We start from the raw sequence: 21,282 nt of genomic DNA, 5'->3' as shown, positions 1-21,282 counted from the left end.
TCCGAGCACGCGTCTGAGGAATTTGGGTTTGTACACCGGCGTTCTCCTTGATTGGTTTTGGGGGCATCTTGCGCCCCGGCCAACAGACCGTTGTTTTCATGAAGCACGACCCGGACCGGGTAAGCAACTGGAAAACAGCGGCTGGCCGGGGCAATCATTTGGATGAAATATTGTATTCGGGCACTAACGAAAAGAAGCGGTGCGGTTTTGGGTTCTGAAAATAAAATGAGCAACTGTGCAATGGAAATTAAACGATCAAAGAATGAAAATGAGATATTCGCCTGTGCGTCATGGCGGCGCACGTTCCAACCATCCGCGCTTCGTCCACCGGTGCGAAGATGGCCGGAACACGTCCGGCCATGACGGTGAGAGTGTGCCGGCCAGACCGATCTCCACCCACCTCCTGATGCCTGTGGGGACACACCCGGCCACGATAAATCACCTCGAACCATGCTGCCACGCCGCGGGCAATGAATACCCCGAGCCGGCCCCAACATAACCGGGTATTGCAGACAAGCCTCTTACCGCGACAGCCGCCGGTCGCTATACGGAACGGGGATCAACCGGCCTTGATGCAGCCAGACGGATAAACGCCTCCATGTCGCAAACAGCCTTCCAGATGTGCCCATGCGGAAGCGGGCTTCGCGCTGCCCGTTGCTGCTCGATGAATCCCGCAGCGATGCCGCCGGCCGAATCCTCCCGCCATCTGATGCCGCTGGTGGAACGGGCAGTGACCGCGCATCGCCAGGGCGCCACGGAGACGGCGGAACGCCTCTGCCTGGATGTCCTGGAACTCGCCCCGGACCGGCCGGGCGCGCTGACCGTGCTGTACCAGATCCGCAAGGATCAGGGGAACCACACCGCCGCCGAAGCCCTGATCCGCCGCGTTGTCTCGCTGGACCCGAACAACTTTGCCGCCACCAACGAATTCGCCCTGTTGCTGCTGGGCAAGGGTGCGATCCAGGAGGCGGAGGTCCAGGCCCGCAACGCCGTCCGCATCGCACCGCAAAACCCGCAGGCGCACAACCTGATGGGCATGATCCTGACCGAGGCGCAGCGTCCCCCTGTGGGTGAATTCCATTATCGGAAGGTCATCGAACTCAGCGGTAACCGCGACCCGATCCTGCTCGCCAACCTGGCCTGGAACCTGAAAAACCAGGGCCGGATGGAAGAAGGCCGGACTCTTTACCAGGAATCCGTCGCCGCCGCGCCGGACATCCGCCAGACGCTCCTCGGCTGGGCTCGTTTGGAGGAAGCCGATCGCAAATTCGAAGCCGCCGGCGAAATCCTCGACAAGATGGAAGCGAAATGGCCGAACGATCCCGGTTTGCTGTTGTCGCGCGCGGTGTTGCTGGGCCGGATGAAGCGCTACGACGACGCGCTGGCGGTGCTGGATGATATGGCCAAACAGGCGAGCAACGGGCGCCTCGGGCCGAACGAACTGGCCGAGAAGGGCCGTTTGCTCGACCAGATGGGCCGCTACGACGACGCGTTCGCAGCGTTCGAGGAAGGTAAGAAGCTGTCGCGGGAACTCAGCGGCAACGCCTACCTGGACGGCGCGGCGGAGAACCTGCTGAACCGGCTGGGCGGGTTTTTCACCGCCGGGCGGCTGCAAACCCTGCCGCGCGCCAGCGTCCGCACCGATGTTCCGCAGCCGATTTTCGTGCTGGGTTTCCCTCGGTCCGGCACCACGCTGATGGAGCAGACGCTGTCGGCGCATCCGCGCATCGTTGCCGGTGACGAGCTGCCGCTGATCAACGACCTGACCGGCCTGATGCCCCGCATGCTGAACAGCCCGCTGGGCTATCCGGAGGCGCTGGCGGAACTATGGATGGGCGATCAGCGGGCGGGGTTGGACAATCTGCGCGACTACTACCTGCAAAAAGTGGCGCAGATGGGCATCCTGACGCCGGAGGCCGCTTGGTTCACCGACAAGATGCCGTTGAACGAGACCCATCTCGGCCTGATCGCGCTGCTGTTCCCGGACGCACCGCTGATCCATGTCATTCGCCATCCGCTGGACATCATGGTTTCCGCGATCTCCAACCATTTCACCCATGGGTTCTTCTGCGCCAGCGCGCTGGAAACCGCGGCCAAGCATTATGTGCGGGTGATGGACCTGGTGCAGAAATATCGCGCCGAAATGGCGCTGCGCTACCTGCCGGTGCGGTATGAGGACATGGTGACCGACCAGGAGGCGACGGTCCGTTCGGTGTTGGATTTCGTCGGCGAACCGTTCGATCCGAAGTGCCTGCAATTCCATGAGAATCAGCGCTACGCCCGCACCGCCAGCTATGCCCAGGTGACGGAGCGGCTGTACGACCGCTCCCGCTTCCGCTATCGCCATTACCGCAAGCACCTGGAGCCGGTGATCCCTATCCTGCAATCCCACATCGAGCGCCTCGGCTACACGGTCGAGTAACGAAATGGACGAAGCCACTCCCCCGCCGGACGCGGCGGCCGTCGAAACATCGCAGTTGGCGCGGCCCGAGAGCCGGTCGTTGCAACGCGCGGCCGACGTGATGGTGCCGGTTCCGTTTTCGGAACTGTTCATGATCGCCGTTCGCCAGGAACGCGCCGGTAGCCTGGACGAAGCCAACCGGCTGCTGAGCTACATGCTGTCCGTCGCGCCTACTCAGCCCGACGCGCTGCACATGTCCGGGATCGTCGCGTTTCGACAGGGCCGTCAGGAAGAGGCGGTGGCGAAGATAGAGCGGGCGATCGCCAATGGTGTGGATATCGCGCTGTACCTGCGCAACATCTGTGAAGTTTACCGCACACTGAATCGCCTGGACGACGCAGTTGCGGCAGCGAAACGGGCCGTCTCGCTGGCCCCGAGCGATCCGCTGTGCCTGCACAACCTGGCGGTCATTCACTACGAGCGGGTGGAGATCGACGAGAGCATCGATTGCGCCGAACGCGCCCTGTTGATGAGCCCGGACCTGCCCGGCGCGCATTTCGCCCGAGCGGAGGCGTTGCTGATCAAGGGGGATTGGGCGCAGGGGTGGGAAGAATACGAATGGCGGTTCCGCATCGCCGACGCGGCGAAGTTGATGCCGACCACAGACAAGCCGCAATGGGACGGCAAGCCGTTCGACGACGGCGTGCTGCTGCTGGTCGCCGACCAGGGCTTCGGCGACGTGATCCAGTTCAGCCGCTACATCCCCTGGGTGCTGGAACGCTGCCCGGATGTGGCCATCGCCTGCTCGCCGGAGATGGTGCCGGTGCTGCGGCACTTTCTGCCCGAAAACCGGATATTCTTTCGTTGGGAATCCTGCCCGCCGTACAAGGCATTCGCCGCGCTGTCCGGCCTGCCGCGGCTGCACGGCACGCGGGTCGATACCATGCTGGCCCCGATCCCCTATCTGCGCGCCGATCCGGCCCGTGTCGCGACCTGGACGGAGCGGCTGCGGCGGCTGGCACCGCGGTCCCACCGCAAGGTCGGCATCGTGTGGGCGGGACGGCCGACGCATAACAACGACCGGCGCCGGTCATCGAAACTGGCGGATTTCGCGCCACTGGCGGCGTTGCCCGGTGTGGCACTGGTTTCTCTCCAGAAAGGACCGTCCGCCGATCAGGCTGGCGGCTATTTCGGCCGAGCACCGCTGATCAATATCGGCGCCGAGGTGCGCGACTACAACGATACGATGGCGCTGCTGGAGTGCCTCGACCTGGTGGTGACCGTGGATACGTCCGTCGGGCACCTGGCCGCCGCGATGGGCAAGCCGGTGTGGATCCTGCTGGCGACATCGCCGGACTGGCGGTGGTTGCTGCAACGCGAGGATTCGCCCTGGTACCCCACCGTGCGGCTGTTCCGGCAAACGGTGCCACGACAGTGGAGTGATGTGTTCCAACGGGTGGCTGCTGCGTTGAAGGAAGGCGAGGATTCCGCTCCTCATAAAAAGCCGCTTTGATCCCGGCTTCCCGGAAGGCTTCGTATCCGGCACCGGTTCCTGATGTGTCGGCGGCCTATGGTCGAATCGCTGTCAAGTTGGATAATGGTCTATAGTTGATAGGACACCGCGGCCCTATTGCCAAAGCGAAATTTGCCTTACTATAATAAATCAATGCATCGTCGTAAGACGAGCGATGTGGTCACGGCCGGACGCAGCCACCAATGAATATTGGGGAGTTCATCATATGCGCAACCTGATTGTTCTGATTGCCGGGCTCGTTACCGCATGTGGACCGCCCGCGCGTTACATTCCACCGCCGGAGGCAACAGCCGCGGACTTTTCCCGCGAGGTAAACGGCTCATTTGATGCCGTCTGGTCGCGGGTAACCAATGTCGCCGGTGCGACATTTTTCAATATCAGGAATTTTGACAAGGGATCCGGCCTGATGACGCTGGACTACAGTAATCTGAAAAGCGTAGGGCCTTACGTATCTTGCGGTACGGTATCCGGGGGCGTACGTCTGGTATCCGTCCCGAATACACAATCAAACTCGGTCTTCAACTATACGACTATCAAACGAATAGCACTGCAAGGGACCGGCAATATAACGATTCGTTCGCTTGGACCAAGGCGGACTCTCGTTCAGATGAACAGCTTATACACGTTAACGGCTTACGACCTTGATACAAACGGCGAGTTGCAGCCTTTTGTGGAATGGAAATTTACGACACAGGAACCGGATGCTCAGGTGGTGCCTGTGGACTTTTTGACGACGCAGGTCACCTGCCTTCCCTCATATCGGCTGGAAAAGCAGTTTCTGGATGCCGTGTCGGCACCACTGTAAGTCTCGGTTCGAAGAACACGGGGCAACTCAGGACGCCCCCTTCCAATGGCGGGCTGGTTGACAGCCTGTGCTACGTCGCTGCGATCGCCAGCCGGCTCGCGGCCCGCGGCCGTCCGATCAGCGGCAGCAGGTGGGCAAGGTCGGGGCCACTGTCCTCCCCGGTCAATGCCAATCGCAGCGGCAGCAGCAGGGCTTCGCCGGTGCGATGGGTGGCATTTTCCAGGGTCGCGATCCAGCGGGTCCAGACGGCATTGTCCCACGGTTCCGGCGGCAACAGCGAACCTGCAGTCAGCAGCAGCTCGCGGGCGCCTTCCACCACCGGCGGGATGATCGTGCCGGCGACGACATCCCACCAGCCGCGTGCTTCCTTCAGCAAGTCCAGGCTGCCGCGCACCGCCAGCCAGAACGTCTCGGTCGCACCGCTTGGCAGGCGGTCGGCGACGGAGGCGAAATCCATCGTGCCGAGGACGCGCCGGTTGATCGCCAGCATCTGCGTCACATCGAAGCGGGACGTGGCCACGTCGGTCAGGTCGAATTCCCGAGCCAGTTCGTCGAGCGGCAAGGGGACGCTATCCACCGGGGCGAGACCGGTCATGGAGGCGGCAATGGCGCGCGGCTCGATCCCGTCATTCCGCAGGGCGCGCAGCGCCAAGTTGCCGGTTCGGCGTCCGCCGGGCGCCGTCTTGCCGCTGTCGCTTAGGGCCGGCAGGTGGCCGAAGTGGATCGGGGTGCGGCCGCCACGCAGTGTTTCGAACAGCTCGATCTGGACGGCGGTGTTGCCGGCGTTGTCCTCGCCGCGGATGATGTGGGTGGTGCCGTATTCGACGTCGTCGGCGACGCTGGCGAGGATCGGCGTGGGACTGCCGTCGGCGCGCACCAGGATGGGGTCGGAGACGGTGGACAACGTCGCCTCACGCGGGCCCAGGACCAGGTCGTTCCATGCCAGCGTCCGGCCGGACAGCTTGAACCGCCAGTGCGGGCGCTTGCCGCCGGCTTCCGCGTCCTGCCGTTGTTTGTCGGTCAGCTTCAGCATCGCCCGGTCGTAGATCAGGGACTGGTTGCGTTTGCGGCGGAATTCCTGCTTGGCCTTCAGTTCCTCCTCCGATTCGAAGCAGGGGTAGAGGAACTTGTCGCGCTGCAATTGCGCGATCGTGGCCCGGTACAGATCCTGGCGTTCGGACTGACGGAACGAGGTCTGCCAGTCGATGCCGAACCAGCGTAGATCCTGCATGATCTGGTCGGCGTGGGCAGGACGCGCGCGTTCCGGGTCGAGATCGTCCAGCCGCAGCAGCATCTGGCCATTGGTGTGCCGGGCAAACAGGTGGTTCGCCAGGGCCACGCGCGCGCCGCTGAGGAACAGGTTGCCGGTCGGGGTCGGGGCGAAGCGGACGCGGGTCATGCGTCGTCCTCGTCCAGATCGGGATCGAGGTCGTCGCGCCGCGGGTCCAGCGAGCGCCAATCCCGGTCTTCCCGGCTGGCCATGTTGTCGACGAAGTCCCCCAGTTCGGTGGCGCTTTTCCAGCCGCCCTCGCCCGCATCGACGACGACCGCGTCCTCGCCGAAGGCGAACCAGGATTCCAGAAGGTCTTTCGCGGACATGCCCGGGACCCGGCAGCGCTCGACAGAGTCGCGCACGTAGCGGCGGGCGAAGGCGTTGGCATGCATCAGCGTGTCGAAGCCACCGATTTCCTCGGTGATGTTGTCCTGGGCGCCGCCGGACAGGTCCAGGATACGGACCCGCCAGCCGCCGTCGGGGGCGAAGAGGTCACTCATCGTGTCAACAAGTGGAAATGCGTCTTTTTGTTCATCGGCGCAAACTATGGCGGGAAGTGTTGCAAATCAACCGCACCGCGTGAGACGCCGACCGATCGCGGCGGGTTCAGCGGCCGCCGTCGACCTGCAACACCTGCCCGTTGACGAAACCGGCGAGATCGGAGGCGAAAAACACCACCGCGTTGGCGATGTCCGCGGCCGAACCCAGGCGCTTCATTGCGATCCGTTCCACCAGTGCCGTTTGCCCGTCCGGACCATAGCTGTCCCATTGCGCCTCGGTCGCGGCGTTGGTGCGGATGAAACCAGGCGCCACCGAGTTCACCGTGATCCCGAACGCGCCAAGTTCGTGCGCCAACTGGCGGGTCAGTCCGACCACCGCATGCTTTGCGCTGCAATAGGCCTGGATGCCGGTCAGCGACGGCTGCAGGCCGGCGCCCGAACTGATGTTCACGATCCGCCCGCTGCCCGCCCGTTTCATGCCGGGCGCCGCTGCTCGGCACAGGGTAAACGCGGCATTGACGTTGATATCGAAAATTATGTTCCAGTCATGATCGGAGACATCTTCCAGCGGCAGTGGCCCCTGCCCCGCAACGCCGCCGGCATTGTTCACCAGAATATCGATCGGCCGCCCCGTTTGGGCTTCGATCCGAGCGATCCAGGCGGTCGCCGCCGCCCTGTCCCGCAGATCCACCGCCTGCACCGTGATCCCACCGGTCGAGGCGGTTTCCGCCAGCGCATCGGCGTGCAGGTCGGTGGCAAACACGTGTGCCCCGAGACGGGCGAAGCCACGGGCGATTTCCCGGCCGAAACCATGGCCGGCGCCTGTGACAGCGACAATTTTTCCATCGAACCGGATGATCATGGCGCACGTCCCCTCCGGCGAAGGTTTGCCCGCGACGCAGCGCCCGTCAATGCGGGCCGTTCACCGAAACATCGCAATAATGGCGTCCGGACATCAGGCAGTCCTGCAGCATCGCGGCGGCTCGCAGTTGCTGGACCAGGAAGAGACCGCTCACGAGCAGCAGCAGGACGACCGCGATACCCACAAGACCGGCGGTCTGCCGTTGGGCGATTTTGTCCTCGGCATCCTCATCCAGCCAATGGTGATGTCTATACACAGAAATCCTCCCATTGGGACGTATCCCTTCTAATCCATTAGGGGGCGATATGAAAGGAAGACAAGAGGTCGTCACGCCCGTCATGTTTCGATAAGCATGCGACCGCGATCACGGAAACGGGAAGGAATACGGGGATGGAAGGCGTGCGGCACCTCAGCAAGGATACGCGGTTCGCCGCGCTGATCAGCCGGGTCGGGCCACCGCGCCTGGACATCCAGCGTCAGCGCAGCCCGTACGAGGCGCTGATCCGCGCTATTGCGCATCAGCAACTGCACGGACGGGCGGCGGAGGCAATACTGGCACGCTTCTCTGCATTGTTTCCGGGGGATGGCTTTCCGGTGCCAGACGCGGTGATGGCGACGGCGGAAACCGCCTTGCGCGGCTGCGGCTTTTCCGGCGGCAAAATCGCGGCGATCCGGGATATCTGTGCCAAAACGCTGGATGGGACGGTTCCCACTCGCCGTCAGTCACACCGCCTGACGGATGAGGCGCTGATCGAGCGCCTGACCTCTATTCGTGGTGTCGGCCGCTGGACGGTGGAGATGCTGCTGATCTTCACCCTGGGGCGGCCCGACGTGCTGCCGGTGGACGATTTCGGCGTGCGGGAGGGGTATCGCGTGCTGCACGGGCTGGAGGCGCAGCCCAAGCCGAAAGTGCTGAGTGAGATTGGGGCCGCCTGGGCGCCGCACCGGTCCCTGGCTACCTGGTATCTGTACCGCGCCTCGGAGGAGGCCAGGCGCCAAGGGCCGACGAGCCGAGCGTAAGGGGGCGGGACGGCTTTTCATGGCCGATGCATCGTCTTATGGAGGGCCGGCTCCAAGGTGGCAGGTCGGGATCGGGATGCAGCGCATTTTCAAGGCTATCGAACTATGGGCATCGGAAAGCGATGACAGGTCAAGGCTGCTCATCATTTTCGTGTGGATCGCGTTCGGAATTTTGGTCCTTCTGTCCATTCTGACCACGGCATGGATCATGGTGCCGCACCTTTTCAGGATGTCCTGACGCATCCGGTCAGTGAAACGTCCGGCCGCCATCGACCGGAAGCGCGATCCCGGTGACGAAAGAGGACTCGGCGGAGGTCAGGAACAAGATGGCGGCGGCGAGTTCCTCGGGGGCCGCGGCGCGGCGTAGGGCATAGCGATTGGCGATCGTCGGGTCGACCGAACCGGAGGCGTCGCGCAGGAAGCTTTGCGTCATGGGCGTGTCCACCGCGCCGGGACAGACGACGTTGACCCTGACGGATGGGGCAAGTTCCATTGCCAGCGCCTTGGTCATGGCGATGACGCCGCCTTTCGAGGCGACATAGGCGGTGCTGCCGGGACCGGTCGGGGTGATGCCGACTCCCGATCCGATATTGACGATGGTGGCGGCCGAACCGGATGCCAGCAGGATGGGTGCGGCGGCCTGGATGACCAGGAAGGTTCCCATCAGGTTGACGGCGAGGGTCCGGCTGAACAGCTCGGCGGTGGTGTCCGCCAGGCCCGCGGCCGAGAAGATGCCGGCGGCGTTCACCACGCCGTCCAGGCCGCCCAGCGCGGATTCGGCGGCGCGGACCGCCTGCTGGACCGAGGCTGGGTCCGCGACGTCGACGGGCACGAAGGTGCCCTGCCAGTCGCCGGCGCCGCGGTCCAGGACGGCGACGGCGGCGCCTTCGTGCTGAAACAGCGACGCCGTTGCGCGTCCGATCCCGGATGCCCCGCCGGTGATCAGGATTTTTCGTCCAGCCAAACGTGCCATGACCGTTTCTCCCTTTTTTCCGATGTTATCTGGTTCGTTTGCACCAAGTCTTAATTGCCGGCGCTGTCAGACCGGTTTCCAGGACCGGTCCACCTCCACATCGATCAGCGTCGGGCCGTCCTTGGCCAAGGCCTGTTCCAGCAAGTCGCCCAGATCGGCCAGTGTCGCGGCCTTATACGCGGTCAGCCCCAGGCCGCGCGCGACCGAGACGAAATCGACCCGCGGTTTGTCCAGGTCCATCGCCACGTAATTGTCGGCCTGGGCCGCCAGGCCCTTCATCGCGTTCGTCCGCTGTTTGAGAATGCGGTATGAGTAGTTGTTGATGATGACGAAGACCATTCTCAGGTTTTCGCGTGCCGCCGTCCACAGGCCCTGGATGGTGTACATCGCCGATCCGTCGCCGATCAGTGCCACGACGGGACGATCCGGCAGTGCCAGCTTCACGCCGATCGCCGCCGGCAGGCCCCAGCCGATGCCACCGCCACGCAAGCCATAGAAGCTTTGCGCGTCGTCGCTTTTCAGGAAACGCCGCAAACCGTTGCCGGAGGATACCGTTTCGTCGATCACCACCGCATCGTCCGGCAACAGCCGCCCGATCGTCTGCATCAGCGCCAGTGGATGGATCGGATGCCGTTCCGCGAGCGCATCCGCCATCGTATGCAGCTTGTGCAGGCTGGCGACGCCTTCCGCCTTCACATGCTGCAGTCGCTTCCCCGCCGCTTCGGATTCGGCGGCGGAACGGGCCTGGCGCACGGCTTCGGTCAGTTCCGGCAGGGTCACCTTGGGCTCGCCGAGGATGGAGACTTTTTCCGGGTAGTTCTTCCCCAGTTCCCAGGGATCGGTGTCCAAGTGGATGACGGGATAGGATTCCGGCATCGAATCGACGTCGTCAGGCAGCGACAAGGTGAACAGATCGGCGCCGATGGACACCAGCAGGTCGTGCTGCGTCAGCAGGCCGCGGATCGCCGCCGGCAGCCGCACCAGTGCCCCGCGATACAGCGGATGCGACGACGGGAACATCGCTCGGCTGGCCATGCCTTCGTCGTAGACAGGCGCGCCGAGGGCTTCCGCCAGTGCCACCAGTTCCTGGAGCGCGTTGCCCTGCGGCACGGCATCGCCGGCGATGATGACCGGGCTGCTCGCCTTGGCGATGATTGCCGCCGCCTGGCGGATGGCGCTGCTGTCACCCCTGATGCCGGTTGCCACACGGCTGGGGGCGCCGAGATCGAGATCGGCGCTGTCGGTCAGGATGTCCCCGGGCAGCGACAGGAACACCGGCCCGGTCGGCGGTGCCAACGCGGTCTTCACCGCGCGATGGATCGCCCGCGGCAGGTCCTGCAGGCGCCGCACTTCCTCCGACCATTTCACGAACGGCCGGGCGATGGTGGGCAGGTCCGCCCACAGCAACGGTTCGGTGAAGTTGAAGCGCTGTTCGTGCTGGCCGGCGGTCACCAGGATCGGGGACCCCGCCTTCTGCGCGTCATACAGCATGCCCATCGCATTCCCGAGGCCCGGCGCGGCGTGCAGGTTGACCACCGCGCACTGGCCGGACGCCTGGGCATACCCGTCCGCCATGCCCATCGCCGGCGCCTCCTGCAACGCCAGGATGTAGCGAAGCTCCTGCTCCGCCGCCAACGCATCCATAAGTGGCAATTCCGTCGTGCCGGGATTGCCGAACATGATTCGCACCCCTTCCTGCTTCAATAATTCCAGCAGAGCGGTCTTTCCTGGCATCATCGGCATCGATATTGTCTCCAACGGGCAGCGTATGCTGTTCCGCTACAAGGCAAGGCGCCGCGAAGCAAGCGGACGCCACTCAACAGGGCTGGGAGTCGGAATTCATGTCGAGGTTATCGCGTCGCGTTGTTATCGGCGGACTGGCTGCCGCTCCATTGGCTCGTCCCGGGATCATTCGGGCGCAATCCAGTTCCAAGCCGGTGAAGATCGGCCTGCTGTCGGACATGAGCGGACCGTACCGCGATGTCGGCGGGCCGGGGAACCGTGTCGCGACCGAACTGGCGATCGAGGATTTCGGCGGCTCCGTGCTCGGACGGCCGATCCAGATCCTGCAAGGGGACGACCAGAACAAGCCCGATATCTCGACGTCCCTGGCGCGCCAGTGGATCGACGACCAGGGTGTCGACGTGTTGGCCGATGGCGCGGCGAGTTCCGCCGGCCTCGCGATCCAGCAGGTCTGCCGGGAAAAGAAGAGAATTTACCTGGTCACCGGACCGGCCAGTTCAGACTTCACCGGCAAACAATGTTCGCCGTACAGCGCCCATTTTTCTTACGATACCTACGCACTCGCGCATGGCACCGGCGTCGCGCTGACCAAGTCCGGCGGCGATAGCTGGTTTTTCGTTACCGCCGACTACGCCTTCGGCTATGCGTTGGAACGTGACACGATGGCTGCCGTAAAGGCCGCTGGCGGCAAGGTCCTGGGTGCAGTCCGAGCGCCGTTGGGAACCGCGGATTTTTCGTCCTTCCTGCTGCAGGCGCAGGCATCGGGTGCCAAGGTGATCGGCTTGGCCAACGCCGGCACCGACCTGCAGAACTGCATCAAGCAAGCCGCCGAATTCGGCATGACCAAGGGCGGCAAGCAGATCGCCACGCTGCTGATGCAGATCAGCGACGTGAATTCGCTGGGCCAGAAGGTCTGCGAAGGCCTGAACTACACCGATTCATTCTACTGGGACATGACCGACAAGACGCGTGCGTGGTCGAAACGCTGGGGCGCCAAGATGGACGGCATGGTGCCCGGCCTGCTGCACGCCGGCAGCTACTGTGCCGCATATCACTGGCTGAAAGCAGTCAAGGCGGCGGGTTCGACCGACGCCGAGGCCGTAATGGCCAAGATGAAGGCAACGCCGGTCAATGATTTCTACAATGACAACGTGCAGATCCGCGAGGACGGGCGCGTCATGCACGTCATGTATCTGTGGCAGGTGAAGCCGGCCGCGCAGGCGAAATACAAATACGATTTCTGCACCAAGGTCGCGACCATTCAGCCGGCCGACGCGTGGCGGCCGATGTCGGAAGGCGGCTGCCCGCTCGTCAAGGCGTAAGCGCCACGTTCGCCATGGTTCGGGTTGCGCCGGACCATGATCGATAAAGGCTTCGACTTTGACACTGGCGCCCGACCCCGTCATAGCGGGCGAAGGCCCGCTAGCCACGGCTTGCAGTGCGAGCCCCGGAAAAGGCGTGGATGGCGCGCCTTCGCCCGCCATGACGATGAGGGGCTGGTGCGCCGCCCAAACGTTTCGATTATTTCGCCGCGAGCCTTTCAGGCGGCCCGCCAAAGCTCCCCATCGCGGACCGCCATGCCCTCGGCTTCCATTTTCAGCAGATGTGCGAGCACATTGCGTTCCGCGGCCTTGCGCAGGCGTGGGTTCAACTGTGAATACAGCGTGTCCATGATCGTGTAGGTATCGAACGCGCCGGTGGTCAGCTTCTTGGCGATCGCCTGCTCCCGGATCATGCGATGGGTCAGCATTTCCCGCACCAGAGTTTGCGGGTCGCGCAACATCGGACCGTGGCCAGACAGATAGATGTCGTCGTCCCGATCGATCAGCAACTTCAGGCTGGCGAAATAGTCGCGCATGTCGCCGCCGGGCGGGCTGACGATGCTGGTGGACCAAGACATCACGTGATCGGCGCTGAACAGCACTTTTTCACCGGTCGAAGCCGGTAGCGCGAAACAGAGATGGTCAGACGCATGCCCCGGCGTGTGCAACGCCACCATCCCGGCGAACGTATCGCCATGGCTCAGCTTGATGTCGGGATCGAAGTCCGGAATGGCACTGTTGCGGAACCCGACCGTCGGCGCGTTGGTGGCCGCCTGCAAGGCCGGAACGGCCCCGACATGGTCGTGATGGGTGTGGCTGACCAGGATGTACGCGATCTGGCCGCCGGTGTGGCGCAGGATCGCCTCCACATGCTCCGGATGATCTTCCGGTCCCGGGTCCAGCACGACCAGGCCATCCGGCGTGTCAATGAGATAGGTGTTGGTGCCGAAATAGGTCATCGGGCTGGGATTGTTGGCGACGATCCGGCTGATCCCCGGCATCACCGGAAGATTAGCGCCGCGCTCTGGTTCCGGCTCAGTCAGAAAGGGCATGGTGTGCGGTCTCCGTTCGGTCTTCCTGCATGCCGCAAACCGGCCGCACTGGCAACGCCGGCGCTTTCCATGCATGCTGGGGGCAACCACCAAACGGAGGAAAATGAACATGGCCAAAGGCCTGCTGTTCATGGCGTTCGACTTTTCGACGGCCCATGAAGATGAGTTTCACGACTGGTATGACCGCGAGCATGTGCCGGAACGTCTGCGCGTCCCCGGCTTCATCAATGCGGAACGCTGGATCGACGACCAGAACCCGAAAATCCATGTCGCCACCTACGATCTGGACAATGTCGACGTGCTGGTCAGCCCGCCTTACCGGGCTGTCGGCGGCAACAACCAGTCGGTCTGGACCAAGCGTGTCACCGGCATGTCCCAACGGATCATGCGCTACGAGGGTGAGCAGCTTGTGCCCGGCGATCTGACCGGGACGCCCGATGCCGGCGCATTGCTGGTGGCATCGATGAACATCGATCCCGCCCAGGAAGCCGAGTTCACCAAATGGTACAACACCGAACACCTGCCCCAGCTCGCCGCCGTCCCCGGTGTCCTGACCGCTCGGCGGTTTCGCGCCACGGATACGGCATCGGAACGGCGGTATCTGGCGCTGTATCATCTGCGTGACGGCAGCGTGTCCCGCTCCGACGCATGGGCGAAGGCCGCGAACACGCCTTGGACCGAACGGATGCGCCCGCATTTCCGCGACATGCTGGTCCTGCGGATGAACCGCTATCAACGGAAGGCCTGAACACCGATGCCTATACTGACACGCCGCCGAGCGCTGGCTCTGGCGGGCACGGCGCTCGCGACCCCGGCGATCGCCCAGACCAAACAGGCCCCCGGCGTCACCGACACCGAACTGCTGATCGGCCAGACCATGCCGTATTCCGGCCCGGCCTCCAGCTATGCCCCGATCGGCAAGGTGGAGGTCGCCTATTTCGACATGATCAACAGCCAGGGCGGGATCAACGGCCGCAAGATCAAGCTGCTGTCGCTGGACGATGGCTACAGCCCGCCGAAGACGGTGGAGCAGACCCGCAAACTGGTCGAGGAAGAAGGCGTCGCCTGCATCTTCCAGCAACTCGGCACGCCGTGTGCGACGGCGACACGCAAATACCTGAACATGAAGAAGGTGCCGCAGATTTTCGTCGCGTCGGGCGCCACCCAGTTCGGTGATCCGAAGGCCTATCCATGGACCATCGGCTGGCAGGTCAGTTACCAGGTCGAGGGGCGGGTCTATGCCCGCTATATCCTGGAGTCCAAGCCCAACGCCAAGATCGCGATGCTGTATCAGAACGATGATTCGGGCCGCGATTTCATGAAGGGCCTGAAAGACGGGCTGGGCGACAAGGTCGGGCAGTTGGTTGCTTCCACGAGCTATGAAACGACCGACCCGACGGTGGATTCTCAGGTCGTGCAGTTGCAGGCGTCGGGTGCGGACGCGCTGTTCGTGGCGGGCATTCCGAAATTCAATGCCATGACACTGCGAAAAGTCCGCGACCTGAAATGGGATCCTCTCTACATGATCGCAACGGTCGGGTCGTCGGTTTCCTCCGGCCTGGCGCCGGCGGGTTTGGACAAGGCGGTTGGGCTGGTGACCGGTGCCTATATGAAGGATCCATCCGATCCCCAGTGGAAAGACGACCCGACATACAAAGACTGGTTGGCGTTCATGCAGAAATACATGCCGGGATCGGACCTTTCCGACATCAACAACGTTTACGGTTACTGTGCCGCCCAGACCGGTGCCCAGGTGTTCAAGCAATGCGGCCAGGATATGTCGCGTGAGAACATCATGCGGCAGGCGGCCAACCTGGATATCCAGTTGCCCATGTTCCAGGCCGGCATCCGCTTCCAAACCACCGCGACCGACTACCTCGGCATCAAGCGCATGCGGCTGCAACGGTTCGACGGAAAGGCGTGGGTGCCGTTCGGGGAGCCGATCGACGCTTAGGCCAGCGGAACGGTCCAGGCGTCGTAGCCATAGACCAACTCATTGGCCGCCTTGAAGCGGTTCATGTCGTTGGCCCGCGACAGCGCCTGGATCTCCGAGGTGCGTGGTTTCCGTGTTGTCTCGTAGCGCCGCAAAGCCGTTGCGACGCCATCCGGATCGACGCCGTCCAGACAGCGGGACAGCACCGCCGCGTCCTCGATCGAGGTGCCGGCGCCTTGCGCCATGTAGGGGGTCATCGGGTGGCAGGCGTCGCCGAGCAGGGCGATGTTGCCCTCGGTCCAGCGGGACAGCGGATCGCGCACGACCAGGGCCCATTTGTGCGCCGACGGCGCCGCGTCCAGTACCGAACGGACGGTGGGGTGGAAATCGCGGTAGGCATCCCGCAGTTCCGTCATGTCGCCGGTCGCGGACCAGGATTCCTGGGTGAAATCAGGCTCCGGCGTGCTGGTGACGAAGTAGACCTCGGATCGTTGCGGGTTCACGTAATACATGACGATATGGCGGTCCGGACCCCACCATTTGGCCTGGTCGTCGATAGGGGCGCCGTTCAGTAGTGCTGCGGGGAAGACGGTTCGGTAGGCGACACGCCCGGTGAATGACGGCCGTTCCGCGCCGAAAAGAGCCTCCCGCACGACGGAATGAACGCCATCGGCGCCGATCACCACATCGGCCTCCGCGCTGCCGCCATCGGCGAAATCCAGCCGCACCGCGGACCCGTGCTGCGCCAATCCCACCAGCTTGCGGCCACGCTGGATCACCGCGTCCGGCACGGCGGAGGCCAGGACGGCATGCAAATCGCCCCGGTGCAACACCAGGTAAGGCGCGCCGTATTTCTCTTCACTGGCCGCGCTCATGGCGCGTTCCCACAGTAACTCCCCTGTGTCGGACTGGCGATTCAGGGCAGCGGCCGGTTGGAACGCGATGTCCCGCAACTGCTGTTCCAGGCCCAGGCGACGCAGCACGCGTACGGCGTTGGGGCTCTGCTGGATACCGGCACCGACACGGGCAAACCGTTGCGCCTGCTCATAGATCGTGACGTCGATGCCGACGCGCCGCAGACACGCCGCGGCGGCAAGGCCGCCAATGCCGGCACCGACGATCGCGACAGATAACCTATCCATGGATAGCTCCCCTCAATGGCCGGCCCACGGCACCAGGCGACGTTCCGCCAACGATCCCAACAGGACCGCGACGCCGCCGATGGCGGTCACCACCGCCAGCCCCACGAACATGCGCGGGATCGCCAGCACCTGCCAGGAATCCCAGATGTAGTGGCCGATGCCGTCGTCTGCCGACACGAATTCCGCCGACACCACCAGGATCAGCGCCTGATCCAGCCCCAGTTTCAAGCCCGTGACGATGGCCGGCATGGCCGACGGCAGGACCACATGCAACCACCCCGTCACCCGTGGAATGCGGAACGCCTTGATGACATCGCGATGAATCGGATTGGCATACATCACGCCGCTTAGCGTGTTGATGCAGGTCATGTAGAACACGCCCATAATGACGAGCGCGGTCTTGCTGCCCTCACCGATGCCGAACAGGGCGATCAGCAGCGGAAAGATCGCGATCTTGGGCATCGGGAACGTGCCGTAGACCACCGGGCTGAACGCATATCGCATCGGGGCATACAGGGCCATCGCCAAGCCCATCACCACGCCGGCGGACGCCCCCAGCACATAGCCGATCCCAAGCCGGCGCAGCGTGATCAAGGTATCGGCCATCAGTTCACCACGTTGTTCCGGGTTGCCCAGAATGCCGATCCCGTCGGCGAAAACCCGTGTCGGCGGCGGGAAAAAACGCGGATCGATCACGCCGGTCACATCCAGCAACTGCCATATCGCCAGCAGCACCAGCGGGCAGGCCACACCCAGCGTGTAGCGGACGACGGTCTGATTACGCCGCCGGCGCAGGCTGCGCTGAGCCATGGCTTCCGCGGAATCATGCATCGGCGGCAAGGCTGTCACCAACCTCCTCCGTCACCATGGTCCACAATTCGGCTTCGAGTTCGCGAAAGACCGGTTCTCGGCGCAACGCGATCACATCGCGATCCCGTCCGAACGGCACCGAACGCACCGCCTTGATCCGGCCGGGCCGGCTGGTCATCACCACAACCGTATCGGCAAGTGTCACCGCCTCGGCGATGTCGTGCGTCACGTAGACGACGGTGGAGTTGGTTCGCTGCCAGATGTTGATCAGTTCCTGCTGCATGACGATCCGGGTTTGCGCATCCAATGCGGCCAACGGTTCGTCCATCAACAGCAACAGCGGATCGGTTGCCAGCGCTCGGGCGATCGAGACCCGTTGCCGCATCCCACCCGACAATTCGTGCGGATAAGCCCGCCGGAACGCCGCCAGGCCAACCAGGGCAAGGTTACGGGCGATACGTTCCTCGGCCACCGAAGCCGTCAGCTTCAACCCCGACAGACCGATACGCAGGTTCTTCTCGACGGTCATCCACGGCATGGTCGAATCCGCCTGGAAGACGGTCGCAGCCAGCAACCGATCAGGCAAACCGCGAGGGTTGGCCAGCGACCAATCGATCTGGCCCTCATAGTCCTCGTCCAGCCCCGCCAGAATGCGCAGCAGGCTGGATTTGCCGCAGCCGCTGGGACCCAGGATCGCAACGACCTCTCCTGCGCCGATGTCCAACGATACGCCGCCGATCGCTTCCACCACCGCGTTCTGGCGGGTGATGAATACTTTTCGCAACCCGGCGACCTGAAGCGCTGTTTGCCGCCCCTGCGTCATCCGAACTTGTATTCCCCCAAGCGAGCGACAGTGCTGTCGGCGAACGATGTATCGACCAGTTTCTTCAGGTCGATCGGGGCCTGCAGGTAATGCTGCTGCACGAAGAAATCCTGGCATTGTTGCAGGAACCGCACGCTGACCTTGCCGTTCGGGTCAAGCCCGGCCGGAAATCCATTGCGGATCACGCCAGCATCCAGCTTGGCTCGTGTTGCCAGGATGCTAATGATCTTGTCCTTGTCGATGCCACGCGCAAAGGCGTCATTGTACAGCCGGACACCGCGCAGATACGCATCCATGAAACCTTGTGCGGCGGCATGATCGCGGGCGAACGTTTCGCTGTACACCAGCGGCACGCTGGTGCTGGCCTCGGTGGCGGTACCGCCCGACGCGGCCACCAGGTCGTTCACCTGCCGGGCAACCCCCATCTGCAACGCCTCGGACAAAAACGGCTCCAGCACCACCGCCGCATCCACCGCCCCGCTGCCCAGAGCGGGAACCATGCTGGGATACGACAATTCCACCATGCGAATATCCGTCGGCTTCAAGCCGAACCCGGCCAGATAATTCCCCAACACCATCGCGACCGACGCCGCCTTGGAGGAGATCGCAACCGCCTTGCCTTTCAGCGCCGCCACCTGCGCCGCTTCCGTGCCCGTTGGGAAGCCACTGCGCACGACAAGCCTGGTGGCTGAAAACCCCGGCCTGACGCTCTGCTTATCCCCGACAATGCGGATCTGCACGCCCTGCGTGATCGCGCTGAACAGCCCCGGCGTCACGGATATCCCCGCGACATCCAACTGGCCCGTCGCCAGGGCGGTCAACAGTGACGGCGCATTCGGCATGCGCAGCATTTGGACGCCAACGCCGGCCGCCGAGAAATAGCCCTGATCGTCCGCCAGGTACACACCCGCGTCGGTCAGTCCACCAACCGATCCGAACCGCACAACGGAAGCCGCCCGCGCCCGACCGGACAAGATGAACGGCGCAGCCACCCCGGCCCCCAGCACATGCCGCCGGTGGATCATCATCGGTTTCCCCCTTTTTACCGGCCCCTGCTATAACACCGGTCAGGCTCGGGCAAGTCGACGCTACAGCGCGATCTGGCGGACGATCTCGAGAAACTTCTCGGGCGGAAGATCGAAACGATCGGGCGACCGGACGGCGTTGCGGTACATCGCGGCGAACAGCACGCGCCGCCATGCGGCCATCCGCGGTCCGCGCTTGCTACGCACAACCTGATCGTGGGCGGCGAAATAGACGGCGTCATCCAGATTGATCATGCAGCCCTTTTCCTTGGCGCAGGCCAGCGCGGCAACGACATTGGGAACCTCGATGAAGCCAAAGCGCACCGTGACGTGCCAAAACCCCTCGGCTACCGGCTCGACCGAGGCGCGTTCGGACAGCGGGACACGCGGATAATCCTCGAAACGCACGGTCAGGCTGATGACGGTTTCCTGCACCGCCTTCATCTGGGCGACGTGACCAACCAGGACCGCCGGAACCGCCGCATCGCCGCGACTGAAGAACACCGCGGTTCCGGGAACCCGAGCGATCGTGCCGCTCTTCAGTGTCGCCAGGAATTCGGCGATCGATTCCGGCCGCTGCACCAGGGACCGGCGGGTCGCCTCGATGCCCCGGCGCCAGGTCGTCATCACGATCAAGATCAGCACACCCAGCAGCAGCGGTATCCATCCCCCTTCCCGTATCTTCAGCAGATTGGCGCCAAAGAATGCCAGGTCGATCAGCAGGAACAGCAAGCTGACCGGTGCGGCGACCACGACCGGCCAGCGCCACACGTCTCGCATGGCGTTGAACAGCAAGGCGGTGGTCAGCAGCATCGTCGTGGACACGGCGGTGCCGTACGCGCCGGCCAGGCTGTCGGAGCTGCCGAAGCTGTAGGTCAGCAGCAGCGTGCAGACCATCATCGTCCAGTTCACCGCCGGCACGTAGATCTGGCCGTATTCTTCGTCCGAGGTCTGCCGGATGTTCAGGCCCGGGAACCAGCCAAGTTGCATCGCCTGCCGCGTCAGGGAGAAGGCGCCGGTGATGATGGCCTGGCTGGCGATAACGGTGGCAAGGGTCGCCAGCACCACCAGCGGGACCACCGCCCAGGTTGGGGCCAGCTTGAAGAAAGGATTGCCATCCAGACCGGGATTTTCCAGCAGCAGGGCGGTCTGCCCGGCGTAGCACAGCAGCAGCGCGGGCAACACGACGGTGTACCAGGACGACCGGATCGGATTGCGGCCGAAATGGCCCATGTCGGCATACAGCGCCTCACCGCCGGTGATCGCCAGGAACACGCCGCCCAGGACCACGAAACTGTGCCAGCCGTGCGTGAGGATAAACCGGATCGCGTGCAGGGGATCGATCGCCACGATCACCTCGGGCCGCCGCACGATGCCGGATACGCCGAGGATCGCGATGGTCACGAACCAAAGCAGCATGATCGGGCCGAATACGCGCCCGATACTGGCGGTACCCTTCATCTGCGCACCAAACAGGGCCAGCAGCACCAGCAGCGCGGCGGGTACCACGTAGGGCTTGAGCACGTCGGTGACGACGTTGACGCCCTCCAGAGCGCTCAGGACGGAGATTGCCGGCGTGATGATGCCGTCACCGTAAATCAGCGCGGCGCCGAACAGGCCGGCGACGATCAGCGCGCCACCCGAACGGCCCCGGGTCACCAGCGCCATCAGGGCCAGGATGCCGCCCTCACCGTGGTTGTCGGCGCGCATCACGAAGACGCAGTATTTGACCGAGACGGTGATGATGAGCGCCCAGACCACCAGCGACAGCAGGCCCAGAGCGTCCTGTGCCGACGGGTGGCCGCCGACGGTGCCGACGATGGCCTGGTAGGTGTAGAGCGGACTGGTGCCAAGGTCGCCGTAGACGATGCCCAACGCCGCCAGCGCCCCCACGGCGGTGACCGGCCGGTCGGCGGGCGAGGTTTCCGCCGCCGCACCGCTTGTCGCGGTTGCACTCATTTGCTGTCTCCAGGCGTGGGTGGTGTGGCAGATGACCACCGTATGATGTCATTGCAAGAAGCCTGGCGATGCCGCGATCCCACGGGCTGGGGGGGTTTGAACGGA

General features: G+C 63.8%; 19 protein-coding genes. 7 read left to right on the top strand and 12 right to left on the bottom strand.

Annotation, left to right across the window (positions count from 1 at the left end; genetic code table 11):
* Positions 1–679: 679 nt before the first annotated feature.
* From GSQ89_RS21450 to GSQ89_RS21440, 3 genes are all read left to right on the top strand, one after another.
* Positions 680–2,422: a tetratricopeptide repeat-containing sulfotransferase family protein gene (locus tag GSQ89_RS21450; RefSeq protein ID WP_254073302.1), complete on the top strand. Its 1,743-nt coding sequence runs from the start codon at positions 680–682 to the stop codon at positions 2,420–2,422.
* Between the two features lie 4 nt (positions 2,423–2,426).
* Positions 2,427–3,914, top strand: coding sequence for a tetratricopeptide repeat protein (locus GSQ89_RS21445; protein ID WP_158929021.1), 1,488 nt, complete (start codon positions 2,427–2,429; stop codon positions 3,912–3,914).
* A gap of 226 nt (positions 3,915–4,140) precedes the next feature.
* A complete protein-coding gene (locus GSQ89_RS21440) occupies positions 4,141–4,740 on the top strand; it encodes a hypothetical protein (RefSeq protein ID WP_158929019.1) in 600 nt (199 codons plus the stop codon).
* 70 nt (positions 4,741–4,810) lie between these two features.
* Here the strand turns inward: GSQ89_RS21440 and GSQ89_RS21435 are convergent, their stop codons facing one another.
* From GSQ89_RS21435 to GSQ89_RS21420, 4 genes are all read right to left on the bottom strand, one after another.
* The gene (locus tag GSQ89_RS21435) at positions 4,811–6,139 is read right to left on the bottom strand and encodes a glutamate--tRNA ligase (protein ID WP_158929017.1); all 1,329 of its coding nucleotides are present in this window, start codon (positions 6,137–6,139) and stop codon (positions 4,811–4,813) included.
* Positions 6,136–6,513, bottom strand: coding sequence for a hypothetical protein (locus GSQ89_RS21430; protein ID WP_158929015.1), 378 nt, complete (start codon positions 6,511–6,513; stop codon positions 6,136–6,138). Before GSQ89_RS21430 ends, GSQ89_RS21435 begins: the two co-directional genes overlap by 4 nt.
* Positions 6,514–6,619: 106 nt before the next feature.
* Entirely contained in the window at positions 6,620–7,375 is a 756-nt protein-coding gene (locus tag GSQ89_RS21425) for an SDR family NAD(P)-dependent oxidoreductase (protein ID WP_158929013.1), read from the bottom strand.
* A gap of 46 nt (positions 7,376–7,421) precedes the next feature.
* Positions 7,422–7,631 (bottom strand): hypothetical protein, encoded by a 210-nt coding sequence (locus GSQ89_RS21420; protein WP_158929011.1) that lies wholly within the window; start codon positions 7,629–7,631, stop codon positions 7,422–7,424.
* Positions 7,632–7,765: 134 nt separating this feature from the next.
* Here GSQ89_RS21420 and GSQ89_RS21415 point away from each other — a divergent pair, with 134 nt between their 5' ends.
* On the top strand, positions 7,766–8,395 hold the full coding sequence (locus GSQ89_RS21415) for a DNA-3-methyladenine glycosylase (protein ID WP_158929009.1): 630 nt from the start codon (positions 7,766–7,768) through the stop codon (positions 8,393–8,395).
* Positions 8,396–8,642: 247 nt separating this feature from the next.
* On the opposite strand, the gene GSQ89_RS21410 is transcribed toward GSQ89_RS21415, so the two are convergent.
* Together GSQ89_RS21410 and GSQ89_RS21405 are read right to left on the bottom strand one after the other, a co-directional pair.
* Complete coding sequence (locus GSQ89_RS21410; RefSeq protein WP_158929007.1) at positions 8,643–9,368, bottom strand: SDR family NAD(P)-dependent oxidoreductase; 726 nt, start codon at positions 9,366–9,368, stop codon at positions 8,643–8,645.
* Between the two features lie 66 nt (positions 9,369–9,434).
* On the bottom strand, positions 9,435–11,111 hold the full coding sequence (locus tag GSQ89_RS21405) for a thiamine pyrophosphate-binding protein (protein ID WP_158929005.1): 1,677 nt from the start codon (positions 11,109–11,111) through the stop codon (positions 9,435–9,437).
* 98 nt (positions 11,112–11,209) lie between these two features.
* On the opposite strand from GSQ89_RS21405, the gene GSQ89_RS21400 reads away from it, so the two are divergent.
* Positions 11,210–12,433, top strand: coding sequence for an ABC transporter substrate-binding protein (locus GSQ89_RS21400; RefSeq protein WP_158929003.1), 1,224 nt, complete (start codon positions 11,210–11,212; stop codon positions 12,431–12,433).
* A gap of 218 nt (positions 12,434–12,651) precedes the next feature.
* On the opposite strand, the gene GSQ89_RS21395 is transcribed toward GSQ89_RS21400, so the two are convergent.
* A complete protein-coding gene (locus GSQ89_RS21395; RefSeq protein ID WP_158929001.1) occupies positions 12,652–13,485 on the bottom strand; it encodes an MBL fold metallo-hydrolase in 834 nt (277 codons plus the stop codon).
* A gap of 109 nt (positions 13,486–13,594) precedes the next feature.
* On the opposite strand from GSQ89_RS21395, the gene GSQ89_RS21390 reads away from it, so the two are divergent.
* Both GSQ89_RS21390 and GSQ89_RS21385 read left to right on the top strand, forming a co-directional pair.
* Positions 13,595–14,233, top strand: a complete 639-nt coding sequence (locus tag GSQ89_RS21390; RefSeq protein ID WP_158928999.1) for a DUF4286 family protein — start codon at positions 13,595–13,597, stop codon at positions 14,231–14,233.
* Between the two features lie 6 nt (positions 14,234–14,239).
* The gene (locus tag GSQ89_RS21385) at positions 14,240–15,439 is read left to right on the top strand and encodes an ABC transporter substrate-binding protein (RefSeq protein ID WP_158928997.1); all 1,200 of its coding nucleotides are present in this window, start codon (positions 14,240–14,242) and stop codon (positions 15,437–15,439) included.
* On the opposite strand, the gene GSQ89_RS21380 is transcribed toward GSQ89_RS21385, so the two are convergent.
* The 5 genes from GSQ89_RS21380 to GSQ89_RS21360 all read right to left on the bottom strand — a co-directional run bounded on the left by GSQ89_RS21380 (position 15,436) and on the right by GSQ89_RS21360 (position 21,177).
* Positions 15,436–16,560 carry an FAD-dependent monooxygenase gene (locus GSQ89_RS21380; protein ID WP_158928995.1) on the bottom strand — a complete coding sequence of 375 codons (1,125 nt, stop codon included), beginning with the start codon at positions 16,558–16,560 and terminating at the stop codon, positions 15,436–15,438. The two genes, GSQ89_RS21385 and GSQ89_RS21380, sit on opposite strands and share 4 nt — an antisense overlap.
* 12 nt (positions 16,561–16,572) lie before the next feature.
* Entirely contained in the window at positions 16,573–17,409 is an 837-nt protein-coding gene (locus GSQ89_RS21375; protein WP_158928993.1) for an ABC transporter permease, read from the bottom strand.
* Positions 17,384–18,193, bottom strand: coding sequence for an ABC transporter ATP-binding protein (locus tag GSQ89_RS21370; RefSeq protein WP_158928991.1), 810 nt, complete (start codon positions 18,191–18,193; stop codon positions 17,384–17,386). Before GSQ89_RS21370 ends, GSQ89_RS21375 begins: the two co-directional genes overlap by 26 nt.
* A complete protein-coding gene (locus tag GSQ89_RS21365) occupies positions 18,190–19,218 on the bottom strand; it encodes an ABC transporter substrate-binding protein (protein ID WP_158928989.1) in 1,029 nt (342 codons plus the stop codon). The genes GSQ89_RS21370 and GSQ89_RS21365 overlap by 4 nt, the downstream gene beginning before the upstream one ends.
* A gap of 63 nt (positions 19,219–19,281) precedes the next feature.
* Positions 19,282–21,177 (bottom strand): KUP/HAK/KT family potassium transporter, encoded by a 1,896-nt coding sequence (locus tag GSQ89_RS21360; RefSeq protein WP_158928987.1) that lies wholly within the window; start codon positions 21,175–21,177, stop codon positions 19,282–19,284.
* Between the last annotated feature and the right edge of the window lie 105 nt (positions 21,178–21,282).

It is taken from the genome of Acidisphaera sp. S103 (assembly GCF_009765975.1).
Taxonomy (GTDB): Bacteria; Pseudomonadota; Alphaproteobacteria; order Acetobacterales; family Acetobacteraceae; genus Rhodopila.
This window is presented reverse-complemented; position numbering and strand designations above follow the sequence as displayed.

What these genes read in the sequence shown, in the direction of transcription:
- GSQ89_RS21450 (WP_254073302.1), top strand. Translation starts at nt 680, where the DNA reads ATGCCGCCGGCCGAATCCTCCCGCCATCTGATGCCGCTGGTGGAACGG.
- GSQ89_RS21445 (WP_158929021.1), top strand. Translation starts at nt 2,427, where the DNA reads ATGGACGAAGCCACTCCCCCGCCGGACGCGGCGGCCGTCGAAACATCG.
- GSQ89_RS21440 (WP_158929019.1), top strand. Translation starts at nt 4,141, where the DNA reads ATGCGCAACCTGATTGTTCTGATTGCCGGGCTCGTTACCGCATGTGGA.
- GSQ89_RS21435 (WP_158929017.1), bottom strand. Translation starts at nt 6,139, where the DNA reads ATGACCCGCGTCCGCTTCGCCCCGACCCCGACCGGCAACCTGTTCCTC.
- GSQ89_RS21430 (WP_158929015.1), bottom strand. Translation starts at nt 6,513, where the DNA reads ATGAGTGACCTCTTCGCCCCCGACGGCGGCTGGCGGGTCCGTATCCTG.
- GSQ89_RS21425 (WP_158929013.1), bottom strand. Translation starts at nt 7,375, where the DNA reads ATGATCATCCGGTTCGATGGAAAAATTGTCGCTGTCACAGGCGCCGGC.
- GSQ89_RS21415 (WP_158929009.1), top strand. Translation starts at nt 7,766, where the DNA reads ATGGAAGGCGTGCGGCACCTCAGCAAGGATACGCGGTTCGCCGCGCTG.
- GSQ89_RS21410 (WP_158929007.1), bottom strand. Translation starts at nt 9,368, where the DNA reads ATGGCACGTTTGGCTGGACGAAAAATCCTGATCACCGGCGGGGCATCC.
- GSQ89_RS21405 (WP_158929005.1), bottom strand. Translation starts at nt 11,111, where the DNA reads ATGCCGATGATGCCAGGAAAGACCGCTCTGCTGGAATTATTGAAGCAG.
- GSQ89_RS21400 (WP_158929003.1), top strand. Translation starts at nt 11,210, where the DNA reads ATGTCGAGGTTATCGCGTCGCGTTGTTATCGGCGGACTGGCTGCCGCT.
- GSQ89_RS21395 (WP_158929001.1), bottom strand. Translation starts at nt 13,485, where the DNA reads ATGCCCTTTCTGACTGAGCCGGAACCAGAGCGCGGCGCTAATCTTCCG.
- GSQ89_RS21390 (WP_158928999.1), top strand. Translation starts at nt 13,595, where the DNA reads ATGGCCAAAGGCCTGCTGTTCATGGCGTTCGACTTTTCGACGGCCCAT.
- GSQ89_RS21385 (WP_158928997.1), top strand. Translation starts at nt 14,240, where the DNA reads ATGCCTATACTGACACGCCGCCGAGCGCTGGCTCTGGCGGGCACGGCG.
- GSQ89_RS21380 (WP_158928995.1), bottom strand. Translation starts at nt 16,560, where the DNA reads ATGGATAGGTTATCTGTCGCGATCGTCGGTGCCGGCATTGGCGGCCTT.
- GSQ89_RS21370 (WP_158928991.1), bottom strand. Translation starts at nt 18,193, where the DNA reads ATGACGCAGGGGCGGCAAACAGCGCTTCAGGTCGCCGGGTTGCGAAAA.
- GSQ89_RS21365 (WP_158928989.1), bottom strand. Translation starts at nt 19,218, where the DNA reads ATGATCCACCGGCGGCATGTGCTGGGGGCCGGGGTGGCTGCGCCGTTC.
- GSQ89_RS21360 (WP_158928987.1), bottom strand. Translation starts at nt 21,177, where the DNA reads ATGAGTGCAACCGCGACAAGCGGTGCGGCGGCGGAAACCTCGCCCGCC.